Origin of the sequence: Mucilaginibacter sp. L3T2-6 (assembly GCF_030519355.1) — a bacterium.
In the GTDB taxonomy this organism is placed as follows: Bacteria; Bacteroidota; Bacteroidia; order Sphingobacteriales; family Sphingobacteriaceae; genus Mucilaginibacter.
The window spans coordinates 219,557-239,161 of sequence record NZ_JAUMKC010000005.1 but is presented as its reverse complement, the minus strand read 5'-3'; the positions used below and the strand labels follow the sequence as shown (position 1 = coordinate 239,161).

The window sequence follows — 19,605 nt, the reverse complement described above, 5'->3', positions numbered from 1 at the left end:
CCTGGCTTTTATAACTTAAACCGGCAGTTAACACAAACCTGACCGGCCTGCGGATATTTGTAATATTAATTGGCGTAATGAGCTATTAGTCCCTGTCGCGGCTTAGCTTGGTAAATGCCAGCGGGTTTTCCTGCAGCTCAAGACCTTCGCGGCGGCGTTTTACAATGTGCATGGCGGTAAACATAGCCTCGCGGAAAGAGACTTCTGATGCCTGGTTTTTTCCGGCTATATCATAAGCAGTGCCATGGTCTGGCGAGGTGCGTACAAAGTTTAACCCTGCGGTAAAATTAACGCCCGATTCAAACGCGATATGCTTGAATGGTATAAGTCCCTGATCGTGGTACATGGCCAACACTGCGTCGAACTGAAGGTAGGTACCATTGGCAAAAAAGCCATCGGCGGCATAAGGGCCGAAAGCCAGAATGTTATTGTTCCGGGCTTCCTCAATGGCAGGCGTAATTATCGTTTGTTCTTCGGTTCCTATTAAACCATTGTCTCCGGCATGGGGGTTAAGGCCAAGCACGGCAATCTTGGGCTTGCGTATCCAAAAATCGGTTTTTAAACTGGCATCCATCAGCTTAAGTTTGGCCACAATTTTGGGGATGGTAATGCTTTCAGCAACCTTTGCCAGTGGGATATGCCCCGTTACAACGCCTACTTTCAGCGTGTCGCTCACCAAAAACATCAATGAGTCGGCGGCGCCGCAGCGTTCCTGCAAATATTCGGTATGACCGGGGAAATTAAACTGCTCGCTTTGAATGGTATCTTTATTAATGGGGGCCGTAACCAGTGCGTCAATATGGCCTGCAATTAAATCTGCCGTAGCACGCTCTAAGGATTTAAAGGCATATTTACCCACCTCGCTGTTCGCCACGCCGGGCTCAATCTTTACATCCTCGTCCCAGCAATTAATCATATTGGGCTTGCGGTGTTCTTTCCGGGTGTCGGCCGGACTGTTGATCACAAAAAAATTAAGATCTTCAATAGTAGTTGTACGGCGGTAAAACGATGCCACCTTGGTATGGCCATAAACAACAGGGGTGCAATAATCGTAAATGCGGCTATCAGCCAGGGCTTTAATTATAATTTCAAGACCTATCCCGTTTACATCGCCTATGCTGATACCTATTTTTATTTTCTCGCCCATATTATTTTATATGTGATAACACCGATTTGAAAATGATTTCACCGATTGATTGGGGTGATTTCTTTGATTTTTACGGCGGATATTTTGCTTAATCTATTGTTTTGCTTTCAGCTTTTTGCTTTGCGCCTTCTGCTTCAACACCGCAAATTAAAAGATAACTTTCTTATTAAAGCACAAATATGCCTTAATTTGCTCAAATATTTGAGTAATAATGTCATTGGTAAGAGCAAAAAAACATCTCGGTCAGCATTTTCTTACTGATAAAAACATAGCTGCAAAAATTGTAGACAGTCTGCGGCCGGCGCTGGGCTACAGCCAGGTATTGGAAGTAGGCCCCGGGATGGGCATCTTGTCTGATTTTTTGCTGCAAAAGAAAGATTTAGAGGTTTCGCTGATCGATATCGACACCGAATCTTACGAGTATCTTCAAAAGAAATACCCGTTGCTGGGTGAGCGCCTGATTAACGCCGACTTTTTAGAACTGGATTTCGCAGCCCATTTTAGCGGGCCGATGGGTATTATCGGGAACTTCCCGTACAACATATCCTCCCAGATATTATTTAAAGTGCTCGATAACCGGCAGCAGGTGGTTGAGGTGGTCGGCATGTTTCAGAAAGAAGTAGCCGAACGCTGCAATGCAAAGCCCGGCAGCAAGGAGTATGGCATACTGAGCGTGTTTTTGCAGGCTTATTATAAGGTTGAGTACCTGTTTACCGTTAAAGCGGGCGTATTTAACCCGCCGCCAAAGGTGTTATCGGCAGTGATCAGGCTGACCAGAAATGATGTGAAAACGCTCGGATGCGACGAAAAGCTTTTCTGGCAGGTGGTAAAGGCCGGGTTTAACCAGCGGCGCAAAACCCTTCGCAATGCGGTGTCCTCATTGATCAATAAAGAGAAAATGGCTGATGAGCCCCTGCTCGATCTGAGAGCCGAAAGGCTGAGTGTTGCTGATTTTGTGAACCTGACGAACAAGATTGCGGAAAGCAGGCAGATAGCTTAAGAAACCTCTACCACCACCGGTTCAATAAAATTCTCCATCTCTTTAACCGATTGCGCCATGCGTTTGATGAACATATAATTGGCAGCGCCGCCTATTGCCGCACCTACTATGGGTATAAGCCGCTCGGCGGTGCGCGTGCCCAGTATCATCAGCAGCTTTTCGGCAACGCGCTCCAGCATGCTTTTGGTAAGCGTAACGCCTGCCTCAACCTTTAGCGAGGTGGCAATAAACTGCATAAATTCCTCAAAGTTTACCTGGTAATGCCCGCGTGCCGCATACATTATGGCCATGGTAACGCGGAACTGCTGGGTGATCAGGTTCACAAAGTCAAGCGGGACGCCAACAATCATGGTGACCACGCCGCCCGTGCCGGATATGGCCCCGGAGCCTGCCGCCAGGTATGCGCATTGCTCTATAAACTTATCGAGGCCTAATTTATCAACGCCGTTTTTTATACTGAGTTGGTTAATGCGGTCGAATATCTGCCTGAATCCCTGTTCCGACAGCCTGCTGGCCTGTATCTTCACACCGGAACGTAATCTTCTTAATCTCATCTTGATCGAATATCTGGAAGGTTTAACCTTCGGTAACTATAACAGTACTATTAACGCGGCTGTTTTAAAATAGTATATTTCGGCGTTTAGTGATCTAATGGTTAAGCAGCTTGCCTATGGTTTGGCAACCAATTTAGCTTTGCTTTTTTGCAGATAGTCAGAAAATTGCGCAAAATCCATCCCTTTAATCTCTTCCGAAGCTGTCTAAAAAATATAAATATGCTGGTTTTAGCCCCACCCAAACCCTCCCCGGAAGGAAGGGCTTAATATATCCCTAAGCTAAAGTCTCCCCAACCGGGGAAGATTTAGAGGGGGCTAATGTCCTGTAATAATTATTAATAAATTTGCCCCTTTAAAAATACTCATTTGAAAAACAACATCCTCATTGCCGACGATATACACCCCGTATTTATTGAAATGGCCGAAGCCAAAGGCTACGTGTGCGATTACCGGCCTACCATAACCGCTGCTGAAGCTTTAGAAATTATCGGCGATTATGCCGGTTTGGTCATCCGCTCCAAATTTAACGTCGACAGGAAGGTGATTGACGCTGCCGCTAATCTGCGTTTTGTTTGCCGTGCAGGCGCAGGTATGGATAATATTGACGAAGCCTATGCCGCCGAGAAGAACATCGCCCTGATCAATGCTCCCGAAGGCAATATGGACGCTGTGGGCGAACATGCTGTTGGCATGCTGCTTTCGTTAATGAACAATTTTAACGCCGCCGACCGGCAGATCCGCTCCGGCAGCTGGCAGCGCGAAGCCAACCGTGGTTACGAGCTGAAAGGCAAAACCGTTGGCATAATTGGTTATGGTTTTATGGGCCGCAGCTTCGCTAAAAAGCTTTCGGGGTTTGAGGTAAATGTTATTGCCTACGATAAATATAAAACCGGTTTCAGCGATGCTTATGCCCGCGAGGTAAGCATGGAGGAGATAGTAAAGCACAGCGATGTGTTAAGCCTGCATGTGCCGCTCACCAAAGAAACCGAAGCGCTGGTAAGCGAGGAATACCTCTTTCATTTTAAAAAGCCGGTGTTCTTCATCAACACTTCACGCGGAAAAACTGCACAGGTGAGGGCGGTGCTGAACGCCATTAAGCAAGGCAAAATATTAGGGGCCGCTCTGGATGTGCTTGAAGTAGAGAAATTCCCGGCGCTTGCCGAACAGGAGTGGTTTGATGAATTAATTCACTGCGGCAAAGTGCTGCTCACCCCTCACGTAGCCGGCTGGACGTTTGAATCGTACCGCAAGATCAGCGAGGTTATGGGCGAAAAGCTGGCGGCGTATAGTTGATAGTTTAGCCCGTTTTGTTCCGCCTTGTTTCACCTTGTGCCGGACAAAAAGAGAACGGAACAAAAAAAATACATACATTTCTTTTTTATTACAGATATTTCTTTACATTTGTAAGGTCTGATAGGCTACGGGTAATTAACCGGTAACCCTTTATTTCCTGGTATCAAATTTACAGTGCTCCCCGCGCTGCCTTGTTCCGTTCGCTTTGCGTTCCGGACAACCTGAAACAGGATGAAACAAGCAAAAATCTTAATAAAAAATAAATGGAAAACTTAAACGAACAACCCTACGACTGGCGAAAGCTGATGGTAGCCCCCGAGGAGCTTAAAGCAGAGTGCAGCCGCCTTGAAACCCAGATGCAGCAACCCCGCACCGATGGCATGCTGCGTATCCGCACATTTAATAACTGTATTGAAGAGGCCGCCAGCCGGCCGGTCCCTCAAATGCTTTTCGGCAAGTTTTGGTACGAAGGCGAGCTTTGTATTTTATTTGCTGACAGTAACCTGGGTAAATCGGTACTGGCTATTCAAATCGGTAACAGCATCAGTACAGGCACCAGCATTGAACCGTTTACCTACGAGGGCGACAAACAGCCGGTGCTTTACTGCGATTTTGAGCTGAATGACAAGCAGCTGGAAGCCCGCTACACGCACGACTGGCAAAAGCATTACCGTTTTGAAGAGCACTTTTACCGTGCCGACCTCAACCCCGACCCATCCGCCAGCTATAACGAAAACGAACTGGAGGTTTACCTGTACCGGGCATTGGAAGAGGCCATTATACAATATGATACCCGCATACTGATAATTGATAACATTACCTACATGCGCAGCGAAACCGAGCAGGCAAGAGACGCCCTGCCATTAATGAAGCAGCTAAAATCGTTAAAAAATAAATATAACCTGAGCATACTGGCGCTGGCCCATACCCCCAAGCGCGATAAAAGCAGGCCTATTACCAGTAATGATTTGCAGGGAAGTAAAATGCTGATGAACTTTTGCGACAGCTCGTTTGCCATTGGCGACAGCAACAACAGCCCCGATACCCGCTACATTAAACAAATAAAGCAACGCAATACCGAACAGGTTTATGGCGATAAAAATGTATGCGTGTTCGACCTGCATAAGCCTGATAACTTTTTACATTATGCCTTTAAAGGTTACAGCAGCGAAAACGAACACCTGCGCGCAAAGGACGATAACGAACGCAATCAGTTAGCCGCCGATGCAGCCGAACTGCGCAAACAAGGACTCACCCTGCGCCAGATAGGCTACCAACTGGGCATATCGTTCAGTAAAGTAAACCGGCTGTTAAAATCCATGGACGATAGATCATAGTCGATAGTCCATAGTCCATAGTCCATAGTCCATAGTCCATAGTCGATAGACCATAGTCCATAGACGATAGCTCATAGTCAAAAAGCTACCATCCTAATTTAAAAATCAATTCTAACCATAGACGATAGTCCATAGTCAAAAAGCTACCATCCTAATTTAAAATCAATCCTAACCATGGACTATGGTCTATGGACCATGGACTAATTACTAACCATGGTCTATGGACTAGACTAACTACCAAACCCACACCCCCATGTACCGTTACACACTACAACCCTACAGCGGGCCGCACAGCCGTTTTAAATGCCCGGAGTGCCAGCACCGCAACAAAACTTTTACCCGTTATATTGATACCGAAACCGGCGAATACCTGCACGAAGACGTTGGCCGCTGCGACCGGGAGCTTAACTGCGGCTATCACTATAAACCAAAAGACTATTTTATGCAGCACGGCAGCAATAACAGCAGGGCATTTATTTCAACATTTAAAAACAGGCCTGCACCACCCCCGCCCATACCCGATGAACGCTGTACCATTGACCCCCGCTGGCTTGCCCGCACTATTGAAAGCGACCCCGATAACTTTACCGCTTACCTGTACAAAAAGTTCGGGTACGACGAAAGTCAGCGGCTAAAGCAGATGTATTGCATCGGCACATCAGACCATTGGGACGGCGCAACCGTTTTCTGGTATATCGATACACGCAACCTGGTACGTACCGGCAAGGTAATGCTGTATGATGCTGTTACCGGCAAAAGGGTAAAAGAGCCCTACAACCATGTAACCTGGATGCACAGCCTGCTGCTGAAGGAAAGGAGTAAACTATGCCAATGCGAAGGTTTATTTTGCGTACACAAGGCCACTGATGTATTTAAGCTTGCCCAGCTGCCGCCCAGAAACTTTGTATTGAAGCAATGCCTTTTCGGTGAGCACCTGCTGGCGCAGTTCCCCGGTAAATCGGTGGCGGTGGTTGAAAGCGAGAAAACTGCCATCATTGCATCGCACTACTGCCCCGACTATTTGTGGCTGGCAACCGGCGGATTAAGCAACCTTACGCCGCAAAGGTTAAGCATACTTAAAAAGCGCAGTGTAATGCTGTTTCCGGATGTAAATGCTTATGATTTTTGGAAGATTAAAGCAGATGCCATTAAAAAGGAATTTCCGGGCATGCAGATCAGCGTATCATCGCTGCTGGAAAAGAAAGCCAGCGCATTTGATAAGGTTAACGGGCTGGACATTGCCGATGTGCTGAAAGAAACCAAACACTACATCATCCCGCCAAAGGGCAGCTATCCCACCGAACCGCCATTTTGATGACAAAGGATTAAGACGATGCCTCTTGTTCCGTTCTCTTGTTGTGCCGGACACACTGAAACAACCTGAAACAACTTTAGCGAAATACCCATTGCTGTTTCACCCTGTTCGGAATGTTTCGCACAATTAGCGAACGGAACAAATATCTACGGTTACAGTCTCATCATGGGTGATGGCTTAGTATATCTAATACTGATACCGATAAACAGCAATTAAATCACTTTATATTTATCAAGTTGCTGTATCAATTGTAAAAAAAGATTTAATACGTTGATTTGATGTGTATCAAAATCCAGGCTTGGTTCATAACCGTGATCTTGCAGGTTAAAATCTGCATAAAATACTTTATCTCGAGTTTCCCATAATCTATACTTAAAAGGCTTGTTTTTTTCGGGATTAAAAAAACTACATATCTGGCCGGAATCTAACCTGTTTTCCTTTATGCCTAAAAGTGGGAGCATTAAGCCCGCGAATATCTTAGATTGTGATTCAACAGACGCATTAAAGTTTTGCAAATCGTTTACGGCTTCTAATAATACTTTTTTGCTCCCCAGAATGTCTATTAATAACTCGATAATTACAATGATTGGATGTTCGGTTCTGGAAAGGCGGTTTCCTCCGGGTAAAGATGCACTTATACTATTTACTTTGGCAAACGGCATTTTTTCCAGTCCGCGTAGCTTTCGCAAGTTGATATAATGGCGAGCTAGCAAATCCTTTAAAATACAAACTAAAAAAAAGTATTGACTTGAGCCTTCACGTATGCCTAATGCATGGTTAAAAACATCATTTCCATCAATTAATTGAATACTCCGTTCTATGAATTGCTCTATGTTCAAATTATTATTGAACCTGAAAATGTTTCTCGAATAAAACTTATCAATATATCCGGAAAAGTCAATATTTGAACCATATCGGTTATGAAAGATTGTCCTGATGTTTTCAACGTCGCAAACCAGGATGATTTTGTCGAAAAAGAATTTATTCCCGTTTGTATGGCTGTCAAAATGAGATGAAAAAACATTTAAAATCCTAAAAATGTGTTCCGGGTCTATACGGTCAAGGTCGTCAATTAATAAAACTGTCTCTTTATTTTCTACGGATAAGGATTGTATAGATGCTCTAATTAATTCTGTGATTGAGTCTTCTTCGACCGAAGCTATAGCATTTTTTATTTTTTTTATAAAATCTGTAGCTTTTTTAAAATCGTCAACTTGTACATCTTTATGAAATTCTTCATATTTTTCACTAAACTTAATCAAGGTATCAGCAGCCGTTGCTGTAGCTTTTCCAATTTTAGGAATTTTTTCAATCAACGGCTTTATTATGTCAAATGCATTTTGTTGAACAAACAGCTGACCGGTTAAAAAATTATCAAAATATTCTTTGTTGAATTCAACCCCAGGATTACACAGTAGCTCAAATAAAACGTCGAATTTAATCAGCTGAAAAATATCCTCATTGCTTGCAACTGAGTAGTTAACAGGATATAGCTTAATTAAATTATATGCCGTATTATTATCGAAAAACTTGTCCAGAAAGTATGTTTTGCCACTTCCAAATGGCCCCGATACAATTATTCTTAAGTTTTTGCTATTTTCAATGTGCTCTTTGAAAAGCTCAAGTTGATCTGATATATCAATGTGCTCCATTTGCTCGGTTTAGGTATCTAATATAACAATTAACTGTCTAATATAAGCAAACAGTCAAAAACGGCCATAATCTTGTTCCGTTCTCTCCCTGTGCCGAACACGCTGAAACAACCTGAAACACGTTTAGCGAAGTACCCATTGCTGTTTCACCTTGTCCGCAATGTTTCGAACAATCAGCGAACGGAACAAACAATACAGGAATTATATTGAGAAACTATTTCGGGCGGGAGGTCAGGTCTTTACAGTATTAAATTGAAATCAATACAAACGGTAAAACAGTCCCGGCTATTTAATCCTGTTCCGTTCTCTCCCTGTGCCGAACACACTGAAACAACCTGAAACACGTTTAGCGAAGTACCCATTGCTGTTTCACCTTGTACGGAATGTTTCGAACAATCAGCGAACGGAACAAACAGCTAATTTATTAGCCAACTCAACCACTCCCCATTCAACCACCCGCCAAAACCACATTATCAATCAGCCTGGTGTTACCCACTTTTGCGGCTACCAGGGCTACAATGGTTTTGCTTTGAGGGGTAGCTTCATGCAGCGTTTCGCCGTCGGCAATTTCAAAGTATTCCAGCGCTACGCCGGGTTCGGCATTAATCAGTTGGGCGGCTTCCTGCTTTAAAGCGGCAATATTATCGGGGGTAAATTTATCTTTAATGTGGTTCAGCGTTCCTGATAGTACCAAAGCATGCTGCCGGTCGTCTGCGGAAAGATGTACGTTGCGCGAGCTCATGGCCAGTCCGCCGGGTTCGCGCATAATGGGGCACATCACCAGTTCAACGGGCAGCTTCAGCATCTGCACCATTTTGCTGATGATTAAAAACTGCTGGTAATCCTTCTGGCCGAAGTAAGCCCTGCCGGCAGGAATGATATTGAACAGCTTATACACTACCTGCGTAACGCCCTGGTAATGCCCCGGGCGAAACTCGCCTTCCAGCAGGTGCTCGGTTTCGCCGATGTTTAAATGCCATTGTTCATTATCATCATACATCTGGTTTACCCCGGGCGCAAACAAAACATCGCATCCTGCGCCTTCAAGCAAACGGCTGTCGGCATCCAGTGTGCGGGGGTATTTCTCCAGGTCTTTGGGGTCGTTAAACTGGGTGGGGTTTACAAAAATGCTGCAAACAACAATATCATTCTGCTGTTTAGCCAGTTGGATGAGCGAGAGGTGCCCCTGGTGCAGCGCGCCCATAGTGGCCACAAAACCAATACTTTTGCCCGTTGCCTTAAGCTGAAGGAGATATTGATGTACGGGCTGTTTGGTTGTAAATGTTTTCAATACCCAGTTATTAAAAATCCGGCAAAGGTGAGCAATTGATTTTTATTTACCAAAACTAACTTGCATAAGCGGTTGCCATTTTATATAATAATGCTTATATTTGCAAACTCAATTTTTTTGTTCTTCTTTATAAATTTAATACTGATATAGTGATGGGTAAATCTAAGCTTTTGTTTATAACTCACGAAATGTCTCCGTTCCTCGAAATCTCAAAAATTGCTGAAATTACACGCCAGCTTCCGCAGGCAATGCAGGACAAAGGTTACGAAATCCGTATCCTTATGCCCCGTTTCGGCAACATTAACGAGCGCAGGAACAGGTTGCATGAAGTGATACGTTTATCAGGGATGAATATTATCATAAACGATAATGATAATCCGCTGATTATTAAAGTAGCCTCGATTCCGGCCGCACGCATGCAGGTTTACTTTTTAGATAACGAGGAGTATTTTCAGCGCAAGCATGTATTTACCGACAAAGACGGCAAGTTTTACGCCGATAACGATGAGCGCATGATCTTCTTTTGCAAGGGCGCGCTTGAAACTGTTAAGAAATTAGGCTGGGCCCCTGATGTGATCCATTGCCACGGCTGGATGAGCGCACTGGTGCCTGCATACTTAAAAACCACCTACAAAGACGACCCTACGTTTAAAAACTCAAAGGTTGTTTACTCGATTTACAAAAACGACTTTAAAGGACAGATGGATGCCGACTTTGCTCAAAAAGCCGTGATGGGCGATATGAGCGAAAGCCACACCGAGGTGTACAAGCCGGGCGACAATTCGGCCCTGTACGCAGGCGCAATTCAATATAGCGACGCTATTGTTCTGGGCGATGAGGATATCGACGAAGATGTGTTAAATAATGTTAAAAACAGCCATAAATCCGTTTTAGATTTCGAATCGACGCTGGATTTCGAAAATTATTACAATTTTTACGACGAAATTGCCAGTGAAGAATTGGCACATGTTGTATAAGCTTTGCGATTATATATGAAATTTTTCCGTTTAGACTTATTGACCCTGTTAATAAGTCTTTTTATTTTAAGCAGTTGTAAAAATCAGGATACCATAGGGCTGGGCGTTGATGCATCAAACCAGATCAATGGCGTGCTGGTGGATACCTCTACCATAATTGTAAATACTGTTAAAGACGACTCGCTGGTTACCTCGGGCATCACCAAAGCGCCGCTGGCTTACTTTCACGACCCGGTTTTCGGCGAAACAGAATCAAACCTGGCGCTTAGCGTAACCCTGCCGTCAACCAGCGGCTACAAGCTGCCTTCGGGTACCATCAGCATCGATTCGGCAAGGCTGATCATGAAGTTTGTGGATGGTTTTTATGGCGATTCAATTACATCGGCCTACAAGGCAAACCTTTACCAGCTTAAGGAACTTTTTAGCGAGAACAGCGGTTACTACCAGAGCAAGCAGTGGCAGGTAAATTCAAACCTGCTGGGCTCAATTACATTTAAAGCCCGTACGCACGATTCGATACAGATCAACAACATCATTAAAGGCAAGCCCGATTCGCTTATAAAAGTTCCGGCACAATTGCGGATACCGGTCGACAAAAACTTTATCATACAGAACTTTTTTAATGCAAGCAGCTCAACACTGGCATCAAACAGCTTATTTCAAAGCGCATTTAAAGGTTTGTATTTAACGCTTGATAAGGCACAGACAGTTGGCGCAGGCGGTATCTTCATGCTTTCAAATGCCGATACACTGGCTGTTTTCTGCAAAATCGCCAATAACGGATCTATCGATACCACTACCATAAAACTGCCGGTAACCAAGGTTGCTGCCTCTATTACGCATACCTACTCAACAACCATTAACGAGGAGCTGGCCAATACCACTACCTCGCGCAACATGATCTATTTGCAGGGGCTTTCGGGCTTACGGACGAAGATTAGGTTCCCTAACGTACTGGCCAACGTACGCAACGACCTGTTGAAAAGAGACAGCGACATTGTGCTGAACCGTGCCGAGCTGGTAATTACGCCAAGCCCCGGCTCTGCCATTCCGTACCGGGCTTTGCCGCGTTTAACCATGTACCAGCTGGATATTGCCAAACAGCGCATTTTTGTGCAGGATGGTTCGGTAAGCGATCCGAGGGCCCTGGGTGCAGGTGTTTTCGGCGGATTTTACAGCTCTAAAACAAACAGCTATCATTTTATAATTACGGCTTACATACAAGATCTGCTGCTTAAAAAGTCGGTTGATTACGGCACGTACATTGCCCCGGTTGACACCCTGAACAAAACAAGCGTCGAGATTACCCCGACACCGTCAATTGCCGCGCGTACGGTAGCCACCGGTACCGATAAGTCGTCGGCCACACGTATAAAGTTAAACATCATTTATACCAAGATAGCCAAGTAGCGTTGGCGATTGGCTGATCAGTGATTATTTAATACCAACCGGAAAAGAACAAGCCTGGAAAATATATTACGATATGTTTTTCAGGCTTTAATATTTAATGCCAATCTGTAATAACTAACCATTAGCCTCTAAAAACCAATAAGTTAATAAACTTTTTAAAATAATTTAATATCATAAAGGCGGCTTAAATTTAACCCATTAACGGTTAATCTTTTTATTTTTGCGCCGAAAACATTTTACTAAACTATCTATTTATGTGCGGAATTGTAGGTTATATTGGTTTTAGGGAAGCATATCCCATCGTAATAAAAGGGCTCCACAGGCTGGAGTACCGGGGATACGACAGCGCAGGTGTTTCGCTGTTGAACCATGATTTAAAAATATATAAAAAAGCCGGCAAAGTTAGCGAGCTGGAAGATTTTGTAGGAGAAAGCGATGTTACCGGCACTGTTGGTATGGGCCATACCCGCTGGGCTACACACGGCGCGCCTAGCGACAGGAACTCGCATCCCCATACATCAGGCGACAGCAAGCTGACGATCATCCACAACGGTATTATTGAAAACTACGGTACCATAAAGCAAACCCTGCTGAGCAAAGGCCATACCTTTAACAGCGATACGGATACCGAAGTGCTGATCCACTTAATTGAGGAAATAATTGAAGTGACCGGCCTTGATTTGCGCGAAGCGGTACGCGTGGCATTAAACAGGGTGGTTGGCGCTTATGCTATTGTTATTATGAGCGCTGATGAGCCCGACCTGCTGATTGCAGCACGTAAAGGCAGCCCGATGGTAATTGGCGTGGGCAAAGGCGAATACTTTGTGGCTTCGGACGCTACGCCGATAGTGGAGTATACCAAGAACGTAATTTACCTGAACGATAACGAAATTGCTTACCTGCGCCGTGAAGACCTGCTGATCAAGAACATCGACAATACGGTACAAACCCCCTATATCCAGGAGCTCGACCTGAAGCTGGACGCCCTTGAAAAAGGCGGTTTCGACCACTTTATGATCAAGGAAATATACGAGCAGCCCCGTTCCATACGCGATTGTATGCGTGGCCGTATCTACCCGGATAAAGGCATCGTGCAGTTAGGCGGATTAAAAGAATATACCGAGAAGCTAAAAAATATCGACAGGATAATTATAGTTGCCTGCGGTACCTCATGGCATGCCGGCCTGGTAGGCGAATACCTGATTGAAGAGTATGCCCGCGTACCTGTAGAAGTTGAGTACGCTTCTGAATTCCGTTACCGCAACCCGATCATTACAGAGAAGGACCTGGTAATTGCCATTTCGCAATCAGGCGAGACCGCCGATACCATGGCCGCTATAGAATTAGCCAAAGAAAAAGGCGCTACTATTTTCGGTATCTGCAACGTGGTAGGCGCTTCCATACCGCGCACTACGCATGCCGGTGTTTATACCCACGCAGGACCGGAAATTGGCGTGGCATCAACCAAAGCATTTACTGCACAGGTTACCGTGCTTACGCTGATGGCATTCTACATCGCACAGCAAAGGGGCAAGATCACCGAAAGCAAGCTGGTGGAATACTTAACCGAGCTTGACGAAATACCTGAACTGGTTGAGCAGTGTTTAAAGCTGAACGATCATATCAAAGAAATCGCCTTTGAGTTTAAAGATTCGGCCAACTGCCTGTTCTTAGGCCGTGGCAGCTCGTTCCCGGTTGCATTGGAGGGGGCTTTGAAGCTGAAGGAAATATCATACATACACGCCGAAGGCTATCCCGCAGCAGAAATGAAGCACGGCCCTATCGCGTTGATCGATAACGATATGCCGGTGGTATTCATCGCAACCAAAGATTCGTCGTACGGAAAAGTAGTGAGCAATATACAGGAAGTAAAAGCCCGCAAAGGCCATGTAATTGCCATTGTAACCGAAGGCGATACCGAAGTGAGGAGCATGGCGGATTACGTAATTGAAATACCGCAAACCGGCGAGGCGTTTGTGCCCCTGCTGGCAACCATACCTTTACAGCTGCTTGCCTACCATATAGCCGTAATGCGCGGCTGCAACGTCGATCAGCCACGTAACCTGGCAAAATCGGTAACGGTGGAGTAGAATAGGTCCATAGACGATAGTCCATAGTCCATAGACCATAGTCCATAGTGAAGAATTAAGCCGGATTCATTGCTGGGTCCGGCTTTTACTATGGTCCATGGTCTATTGGCTATAAACTAATCTCACATGTGCGCTGCCATCGAGCTCATGGCGGCATCCATATCCAGCTGCAGGCCTTTGGCAATAGCCATACCGAGGCCAATATCAGCCCTGAACCAGTGACAAAGCTGCCGGTTGATGATGAGGTCTTTTTTAGGCCCTTCAATACCGCTCATGGAATTAACAATATTGTCGATCAGGTCACGTTTGGCCTGGTCGTCCATCAGGCGGTATAGGTTGCCGGGTTGCGTGTAATGGTCATTTTCGCCTTCGGCATTGCGGTCGTACCAGTCGGCCACGCCTGTACCTAAGTCCCATGCCGGTTCTTTGTAAGCAGCATCGGCGGCGATATCGTCAAAACTGTTCGGGAAATAGTTAGGGGCTGAACCGCCGTTGCCATCCACACGCATAAAGCCATCCCGCTCATAATTATTTACGGCGAAGGGACAACGGTTAACCGGGATCTGCTCATAATTGCCGCCTAAACGGTGGCGGTGTGCATCAGGGTAGGAAAGCAGCCGCCCCTGCAGCATCTTATCCGGGGAGTAACCAATGCCGTCAACCACATGTGCAGGGGCAAAAGCAGATTGCTCAACATGCGCAAAATAGTTGTCCGGGTTTTTGTTCAATTCCAGTATGCCAACGTCTATCAGCGGAAAGTCGCTATGCGGCCATACTTTAGTAAGGTCAAACGGATTCCAGCGATAGGTCTTCGCTTCCTCGCCGGTCATCACCTGTATTTTCATGTCCCAGCTTGGAAAGTTGCCGGCATCGATATTGGTGAGGAGGTCGTGCTGGGCAAAGTCGGGGTTCTTGCCGCGCATCTCACCTGCTTCGGCGTCGGTAAAGTTTTTAATACCCTGCCTGGTTTTAAAGTGGAATTTCACCCAAACACGCTCATTCTTGTCGTTTATCATCGAAAAGGTATGGCTGCCGAATCCGTGCATGTGGCGGTATCCGTAAGGCGTACCGCGGTCGCTCATCACAATCATTACCTGGTGCAGGCTTTCGGGGTTTAACGACCAGAAGTCCCACATCATGGTTGCGCTTTTGCAATTGGTGTATGGGTCGCGTTTTTGGGTGTGAATAAAGTCGCTGAATTTTTTAGGATCCTTCACAAAAAACACCGGGGTATTGTTGCCTACCAGGTCCCAGTTTCCTTCCTCGGTGTAAAATTTAACGGCAAAGCCGCGTGGGTCGCGTTCAGTATCTGCCGAGCCCTTCTCGCCGCCTACGGTGGAAAAACGCACAAATACTTTAGTTTGCTTACCCACTCTTTCAAAAAGCTTCGCGCGGGTATATTTGCGGATGTCGCGCATCACCGTAAACGTTCCGTAAGCGCCCGAGCCTTTGGCATGCACTACGCGTTCTGGTATACGTTCGCGGTTAAAATGCGCCATTTTTTCGTGCAGGATAAAGTCTTGCAATAATATAGGGCCACGCGGGCCAACAGTCATCGAGTTTTCGTTTTCGGCGTAAGGAATGCCTGATGCTGTGGTTAGTTTCTTTTTGTTCAGTTCCATGGCAGTGCGATTTAATATTCAAACTTCATGATAATAATTCAATAGAAAAAATCAATAAATACTATATTTGGATAGAGGGAATCTATTTATAGTTCGAAAAAAACCAGTAAAGACCGGAAGTCAGAAAGGAGCTGCAAACCGGGTGCATTTAATTTTAGGTTTCCTTCAGATAAGCATATCCATCCGATGACCATTACCCAGCTTGAATATATAGTAGCCGTTGACACCTACCGCAGCTTTGTGGCCGCAGCCGATAAATGTTTTGTTACCCAGCCTACGTTGAGCATGCAGGTGCAAAAGCTGGAAGATACCCTCGGCGTTAAAATATTCGACCGCAGCAAACAGCCGGTAACGCCAACCGAGATCGGTACCGAAATTATAGCGCAGGCACGTGTATTGTTGTCTGAGAGTGAGAAGATCAGAGAAATTATTACTGACAGGCAGAAAGAGCTATCCGGCGAGCTGAAGGTTGGCATTATCCCTACTATCGCTCCGTATATCCTGCCGAAAATATTGCATGGCTTTATTGCAAAATACCCACAGGTAAAGCTGGTGGTATGGGAGCTGACAACCGAGCAGATAGTCTCGCAGCTTAAACTCGGCGTAATTGATTGCGGCATACTTTCCACTCCGCTGCGCGAAAGTACGCTTACCGAACTGCCTGTTTTTTATGAAAACTTTGTGGCGTATGTTTCTAAAAACAGCAAGCTTTCAAAAAAGAAAAACATTGCTCCGGATGATATCGACATGGAGGAGATATGGATATTGAACGAAGGCCATTGCATGCGCGAGCAGGTGCTGAACATCTGCCAGCGGCGTAAATCTACCCAGGGATTTAAGCATTTTGAATACAACACCGGCAGCGTAGAAACCCTGAAGCGCATGGTAGACCAAAACGACGGCGCTACCATCCTGCCTGAGCTTGCCTTAGCCGACCTTACCGACAAGCAATTGGATAAGGTGCGTTACTTTAAGTCGCCGGAGCCAGCCCGCGAAGTAAGCATTGTTACCCAGCGCAATTTTTTGAAGCGAAGAATGATCGAGGCGCTAAAAAATGAAATACTGGATTTTTTGCCTAAACGGATGAAAAGCAAGAAAAAGAAAGAGGTGATGGATATATGAGGGGAGTCGGGAAAGACCGAAAAGTCAGTAAAGCCAAAAGGCAAAAAGAATGTCTTACTAAATTGGCGAGTGTCTCTGCAGCCGGGCCGGAGAGATTCAGCGGGGAGTAAATCAAACAAAATTCATCCTGAAACATTATAATTTGCGTAAATTAGCATAAAAGTACCAGTGATGCATACCACAATCCCTGCAACGGCCATTGATATCTATCGGAGCTTGCCTGAAGGAACCAGGTGCGAGGTGCTGTATAATCAACTTATCATGACGCCTGCACCTAATACCAGTCACCAATTTTTATCGGTAAAGCTATCCTCAAGGCTTTTTGTTTATTTAGAAGAAACGAAAAAAGGCATAATTCTGGAAGCTCCAACTGACCTTTATCTTACGGAACTCCAATCGGTCGTTCAACCTGATATCATGGTAATAATGGAGAAAAACCGAAGTCTAATCTATGAAGATGGCGTTCATGGCGCGCCGGATATTATATTTGAAATCCTTTCAGGCAATCACATCCACGATACGGTAAAAAAGAAATCGCTTTACGAGGAAGCCGGCGTTAAGGAATATTTTGTTATCGACCCCTCCAGTAAAATGGTGGTTATGTTTGCGCTGAATGCTTCAGGTAAATATGATATTGTTTATGAACGACCCGGCAAAATAACATCTGGCATACTGGCTACCAGCTTCGATATATAAATCGTTCACCCTCTTCGCCCAAAAATCCGCACATTTGCATATCCGCACATTCGGAATCCGTTACCTATGGCTCAAGTTCATTCTTTCGAAAATAATCCTTACCAGGAAAACACCTATATATTATACGATGAAACCGGCGAGTGCGCCATCATTGATCCCGGCATGGAAACCGGCGCCGAGCAAAATGCGGTGGTAAATTTCATCAAAGCAAATAACTTAAAGCCGGTGTTGCTGCTTAACACCCATTGCCATATCGACCATGTGCTGGGCAACAAATTCATCTTCGACCAATATGGCCTGAAACCCAAATTTCATGAAGGTGAGCTGCCTTTGCTGGAAGCCGTAGCCGCCTACGCGCCGTCGATGGGCATCCGTTATGAATTATCGCCGCTGCCTGATGAATACTTACCGGAAACCGGTACCGTAACATTCGGTAACACCACGTTGCATTTAATTTTTGCCCCGGGTCATTCGCCGGCGCATTTGTGCTTTTACGATAAAACCGGCAACCTGCTGATAGGGGGCGATGTGCTCTTCCGCGGGAGCATTGGCCGCAGCGACCTGCCTGGCGGCAATTTTACCCAGCTGATAAACAATATCGAACAGAAATTACTTTTATTGCCTGATGATTGCGTGGTTTACCCCGGTCATGGGCCGGATACAACTATTGGGTATGAGAAGGTGACTAATCCGTTTCTTAATTAATTTGTAGAGGTTGCAGATGTTGCATTGGTTAAAGAAGTTGTAAAGAGTTTAACCACTAATCGCCTATTCATATCAAACTTCATCAAAAAGCCGTTACCTTTAAGCCGTGAGTAAGTGTCTTCCTGATCACTAATTCACTAAATCGCTAATTTGCCAATTGAATACTTCCATTTACATAGCCAAACGATATTTGTTTTCGCGCAAAAAAATGCACGCTATCAATATTATTTCAGGCATTTCTATGGTGGGGGTATTGATAGGCAGTGCGGCGCTGATTATTATCCTGTCGGTTTTTAACGGCTTTGAGGAAGTGATCCTGTCGCTGTACAGCAATTTTACGGCGGAACTGAAAATCGAGCCTAAGCTTGGCAAATCATTTAACCCGAATACGGCCTATTTTAACGCGTTAAGGAAAGACCCGAAGGTGTTCTCCTTTATAGAAGTACTGCAGGAAAAAGTATTGATAAAATACGACAACCGGCCCTTCATCGGCGAAATTAAAGGCGTAAGTGCGCAGTTTATGAAACGTGGCGGAATGGACAGCATTTGCCAATCGGGAACTTTTACGTTAAAAAAGGACGGCAACAACTTTGCTGTGATCGGGTCTGCGGTACAAAATAGTTTGGGCGTAAGCGTGCGGGATCAGTTTACACCTATCGAAATTTATTCGCCCAACCGCAACGCCGGCAATGCGGTTAATCCCTTAAACGAATTTAATGTGCGCGCCATAACCCCTTCAGGGGTTTTTACCCTGGGACAGGAGTTTGACGACATGGTGATAACCCCGATTGATTTTGCCCGGGATTTGCTGAACGAACCGGTAAATGTTACCTCGCTCGAACTTAACTTTAATAAGGGCGTGGATATATCAGCCATGCAGGACGAGGTACAGCAAAAAGCCGGTAAGGATTTTATTGTTAAAAACCGCAGCCAGCAAAATACAGAGCTGTATAAAACGCTTAACTATGAACGCTGGTTTATTTTTATGATACTGGTATTTGTGCTTATTATCGCAATATTTAATATCATCGGTTCGTTAACCATGCTGGTTATGGACAAACGCAAAGACATAGCTATTTTAACCAGCCTTGGAGCAAACCGGAGATTGATACAGGGGATTTTCTTTTTTGAGGGGATGATGATATCAGTGATAGGCTGTATAGCCGGTATTTTTTTAGGGTTGATATTTTGTATATTGCAGCAACGTTTTGGGCTGGTTAAGATGGGCGCGCAAACGGCCATTATTGATGCTTATCCGGTAGCCCTTAAGTTTCGCGATTTTATACTGGTGTTTTTAACGGTAGGTATAATATCCGTTATAGCGTCTGGCATAAGCGCGCGTTTGAGCATTAAGGGGCTCGACGACATAAAACAGGATTTGTAAACTTATTGAT

At 45.2% G+C, this 19,605-nt stretch carries 16 protein-coding genes; 11 read left to right on the top strand and 5 right to left on the bottom strand.

Going from position 1 to position 19,605, the window contains the following annotated elements; genetic code table 11:
* Positions 1-85 precede the first annotated feature (85 nt).
* Positions 86-1,147: a 4-hydroxythreonine-4-phosphate dehydrogenase PdxA gene (pdxA, locus tag Q3W13_RS08320; RefSeq protein ID WP_302862846.1), complete on the bottom strand. Its 1,062-nt coding sequence runs from the start codon at positions 1,145-1,147 to the stop codon at positions 86-88.
* A gap of 211 nt (positions 1,148-1,358) precedes the next feature.
* On the opposite strand from pdxA, the gene rsmA reads away from it, so the two are divergent.
* Positions 1,359-2,147, top strand: coding sequence for a 16S rRNA (adenine(1518)-N(6)/adenine(1519)-N(6))-dimethyltransferase RsmA (rsmA, locus tag Q3W13_RS08315; protein ID WP_302862844.1), 789 nt, complete (start codon positions 1,359-1,361; stop codon positions 2,145-2,147).
* Here rsmA and Q3W13_RS08310 read toward each other — a convergent pair.
* Positions 2,144-2,701: a hypothetical protein gene (locus Q3W13_RS08310; RefSeq protein ID WP_302862841.1), complete on the bottom strand. Its 558-nt coding sequence runs from the start codon at positions 2,699-2,701 to the stop codon at positions 2,144-2,146. The two genes, rsmA and Q3W13_RS08310, sit on opposite strands and share 4 nt — an antisense overlap.
* 366 nt (positions 2,702-3,067) lie before the next feature.
* On the opposite strand from Q3W13_RS08310, the gene Q3W13_RS08305 reads away from it, so the two are divergent.
* The 3 genes from Q3W13_RS08305 (at position 3,068) to Q3W13_RS08295 (ending at position 6,646) form a co-directional block, all read left to right on the top strand.
* Positions 3,068-3,994 carry a 2-hydroxyacid dehydrogenase gene (locus tag Q3W13_RS08305; RefSeq protein ID WP_302862840.1) on the top strand — a complete coding sequence of 309 codons (927 nt, stop codon included), beginning with the start codon at positions 3,068-3,070 and terminating at the stop codon, positions 3,992-3,994.
* Between the two features lie 263 nt (positions 3,995-4,257).
* The gene (locus tag Q3W13_RS08300) at positions 4,258-5,331 is read left to right on the top strand and encodes an AAA family ATPase (protein ID WP_302862837.1); all 1,074 of its coding nucleotides are present in this window, start codon (positions 4,258-4,260) and stop codon (positions 5,329-5,331) included.
* A gap of 253 nt (positions 5,332-5,584) precedes the next feature.
* Entirely contained in the window at positions 5,585-6,646 is a 1,062-nt protein-coding gene (locus Q3W13_RS08295) for a DUF6371 domain-containing protein (protein WP_302862836.1), read from the top strand.
* 212 nt (positions 6,647-6,858) lie between these two features.
* Here Q3W13_RS08295 and Q3W13_RS08290 read toward each other — a convergent pair whose 3' ends face one another.
* Both Q3W13_RS08290 and panC read right to left on the bottom strand, forming a co-directional pair.
* Positions 6,859-8,298: a P-loop NTPase fold protein gene (locus Q3W13_RS08290; RefSeq protein ID WP_302862834.1), complete on the bottom strand. Its 1,440-nt coding sequence runs from the start codon at positions 8,296-8,298 to the stop codon at positions 6,859-6,861.
* A 448-nt stretch (positions 8,299-8,746) separates the two neighbouring features.
* On the bottom strand, positions 8,747-9,589 hold the full coding sequence (gene panC, locus Q3W13_RS08285; protein ID WP_302862831.1) for a pantoate--beta-alanine ligase: 843 nt from the start codon (positions 9,587-9,589) through the stop codon (positions 8,747-8,749).
* A gap of 152 nt (positions 9,590-9,741) precedes the next feature.
* Between panC and Q3W13_RS08280 the strand changes: the two genes are divergently transcribed.
* From Q3W13_RS08280 to glmS, 3 genes are all read left to right on the top strand, one after another.
* A complete protein-coding gene (locus Q3W13_RS08280; RefSeq protein WP_302862829.1) occupies positions 9,742-10,566 on the top strand; it encodes a glycogen/starch synthase in 825 nt (274 codons plus the stop codon).
* 15 nt (positions 10,567-10,581) lie between these two features.
* Positions 10,582-11,976 (top strand): DUF4270 family protein, encoded by a 1,395-nt coding sequence (locus Q3W13_RS08275; RefSeq protein ID WP_302862826.1) that lies wholly within the window; start codon positions 10,582-10,584, stop codon positions 11,974-11,976.
* 254 nt (positions 11,977-12,230) lie between these two features.
* On the top strand, positions 12,231-14,066 hold the full coding sequence (gene glmS / locus Q3W13_RS08270) for a glutamine--fructose-6-phosphate transaminase (isomerizing) (protein WP_302862824.1): 1,836 nt from the start codon (positions 12,231-12,233) through the stop codon (positions 14,064-14,066).
* Positions 14,067-14,188: 122 nt separating this feature from the next.
* Here glmS and Q3W13_RS08265 read toward each other — a convergent pair whose 3' ends face one another.
* A complete protein-coding gene (locus Q3W13_RS08265) occupies positions 14,189-15,688 on the bottom strand; it encodes a catalase (RefSeq protein WP_302862823.1) in 1,500 nt (499 codons plus the stop codon).
* Positions 15,689-15,874: 186 nt separating this feature from the next.
* Here Q3W13_RS08265 and Q3W13_RS08260 point away from each other — a divergent pair, with 186 nt between their 5' ends.
* The 4 genes from Q3W13_RS08260 (at position 15,875) to Q3W13_RS08245 (ending at position 19,595) form a co-directional block, all read left to right on the top strand.
* Positions 15,875-16,810, top strand: coding sequence for a hydrogen peroxide-inducible genes activator (locus Q3W13_RS08260; protein WP_302862822.1), 936 nt, complete (start codon positions 15,875-15,877; stop codon positions 16,808-16,810).
* A gap of 171 nt (positions 16,811-16,981) precedes the next feature.
* Positions 16,982-17,506, top strand: a complete 525-nt coding sequence (locus Q3W13_RS08255; protein ID WP_302862820.1) for a Uma2 family endonuclease — start codon at positions 16,982-16,984, stop codon at positions 17,504-17,506.
* 66 nt (positions 17,507-17,572) lie between these two features.
* Entirely contained in the window at positions 17,573-18,211 is a 639-nt protein-coding gene (locus tag Q3W13_RS08250) for an MBL fold metallo-hydrolase (protein WP_302862818.1), read from the top strand.
* 157 nt (positions 18,212-18,368) lie between these two features.
* Positions 18,369-19,595: an FtsX-like permease family protein gene (locus tag Q3W13_RS08245; RefSeq protein ID WP_302862816.1), complete on the top strand. Its 1,227-nt coding sequence runs from the start codon at positions 18,369-18,371 to the stop codon at positions 19,593-19,595.
* Positions 19,596-19,605 lie beyond the last annotated feature (10 nt).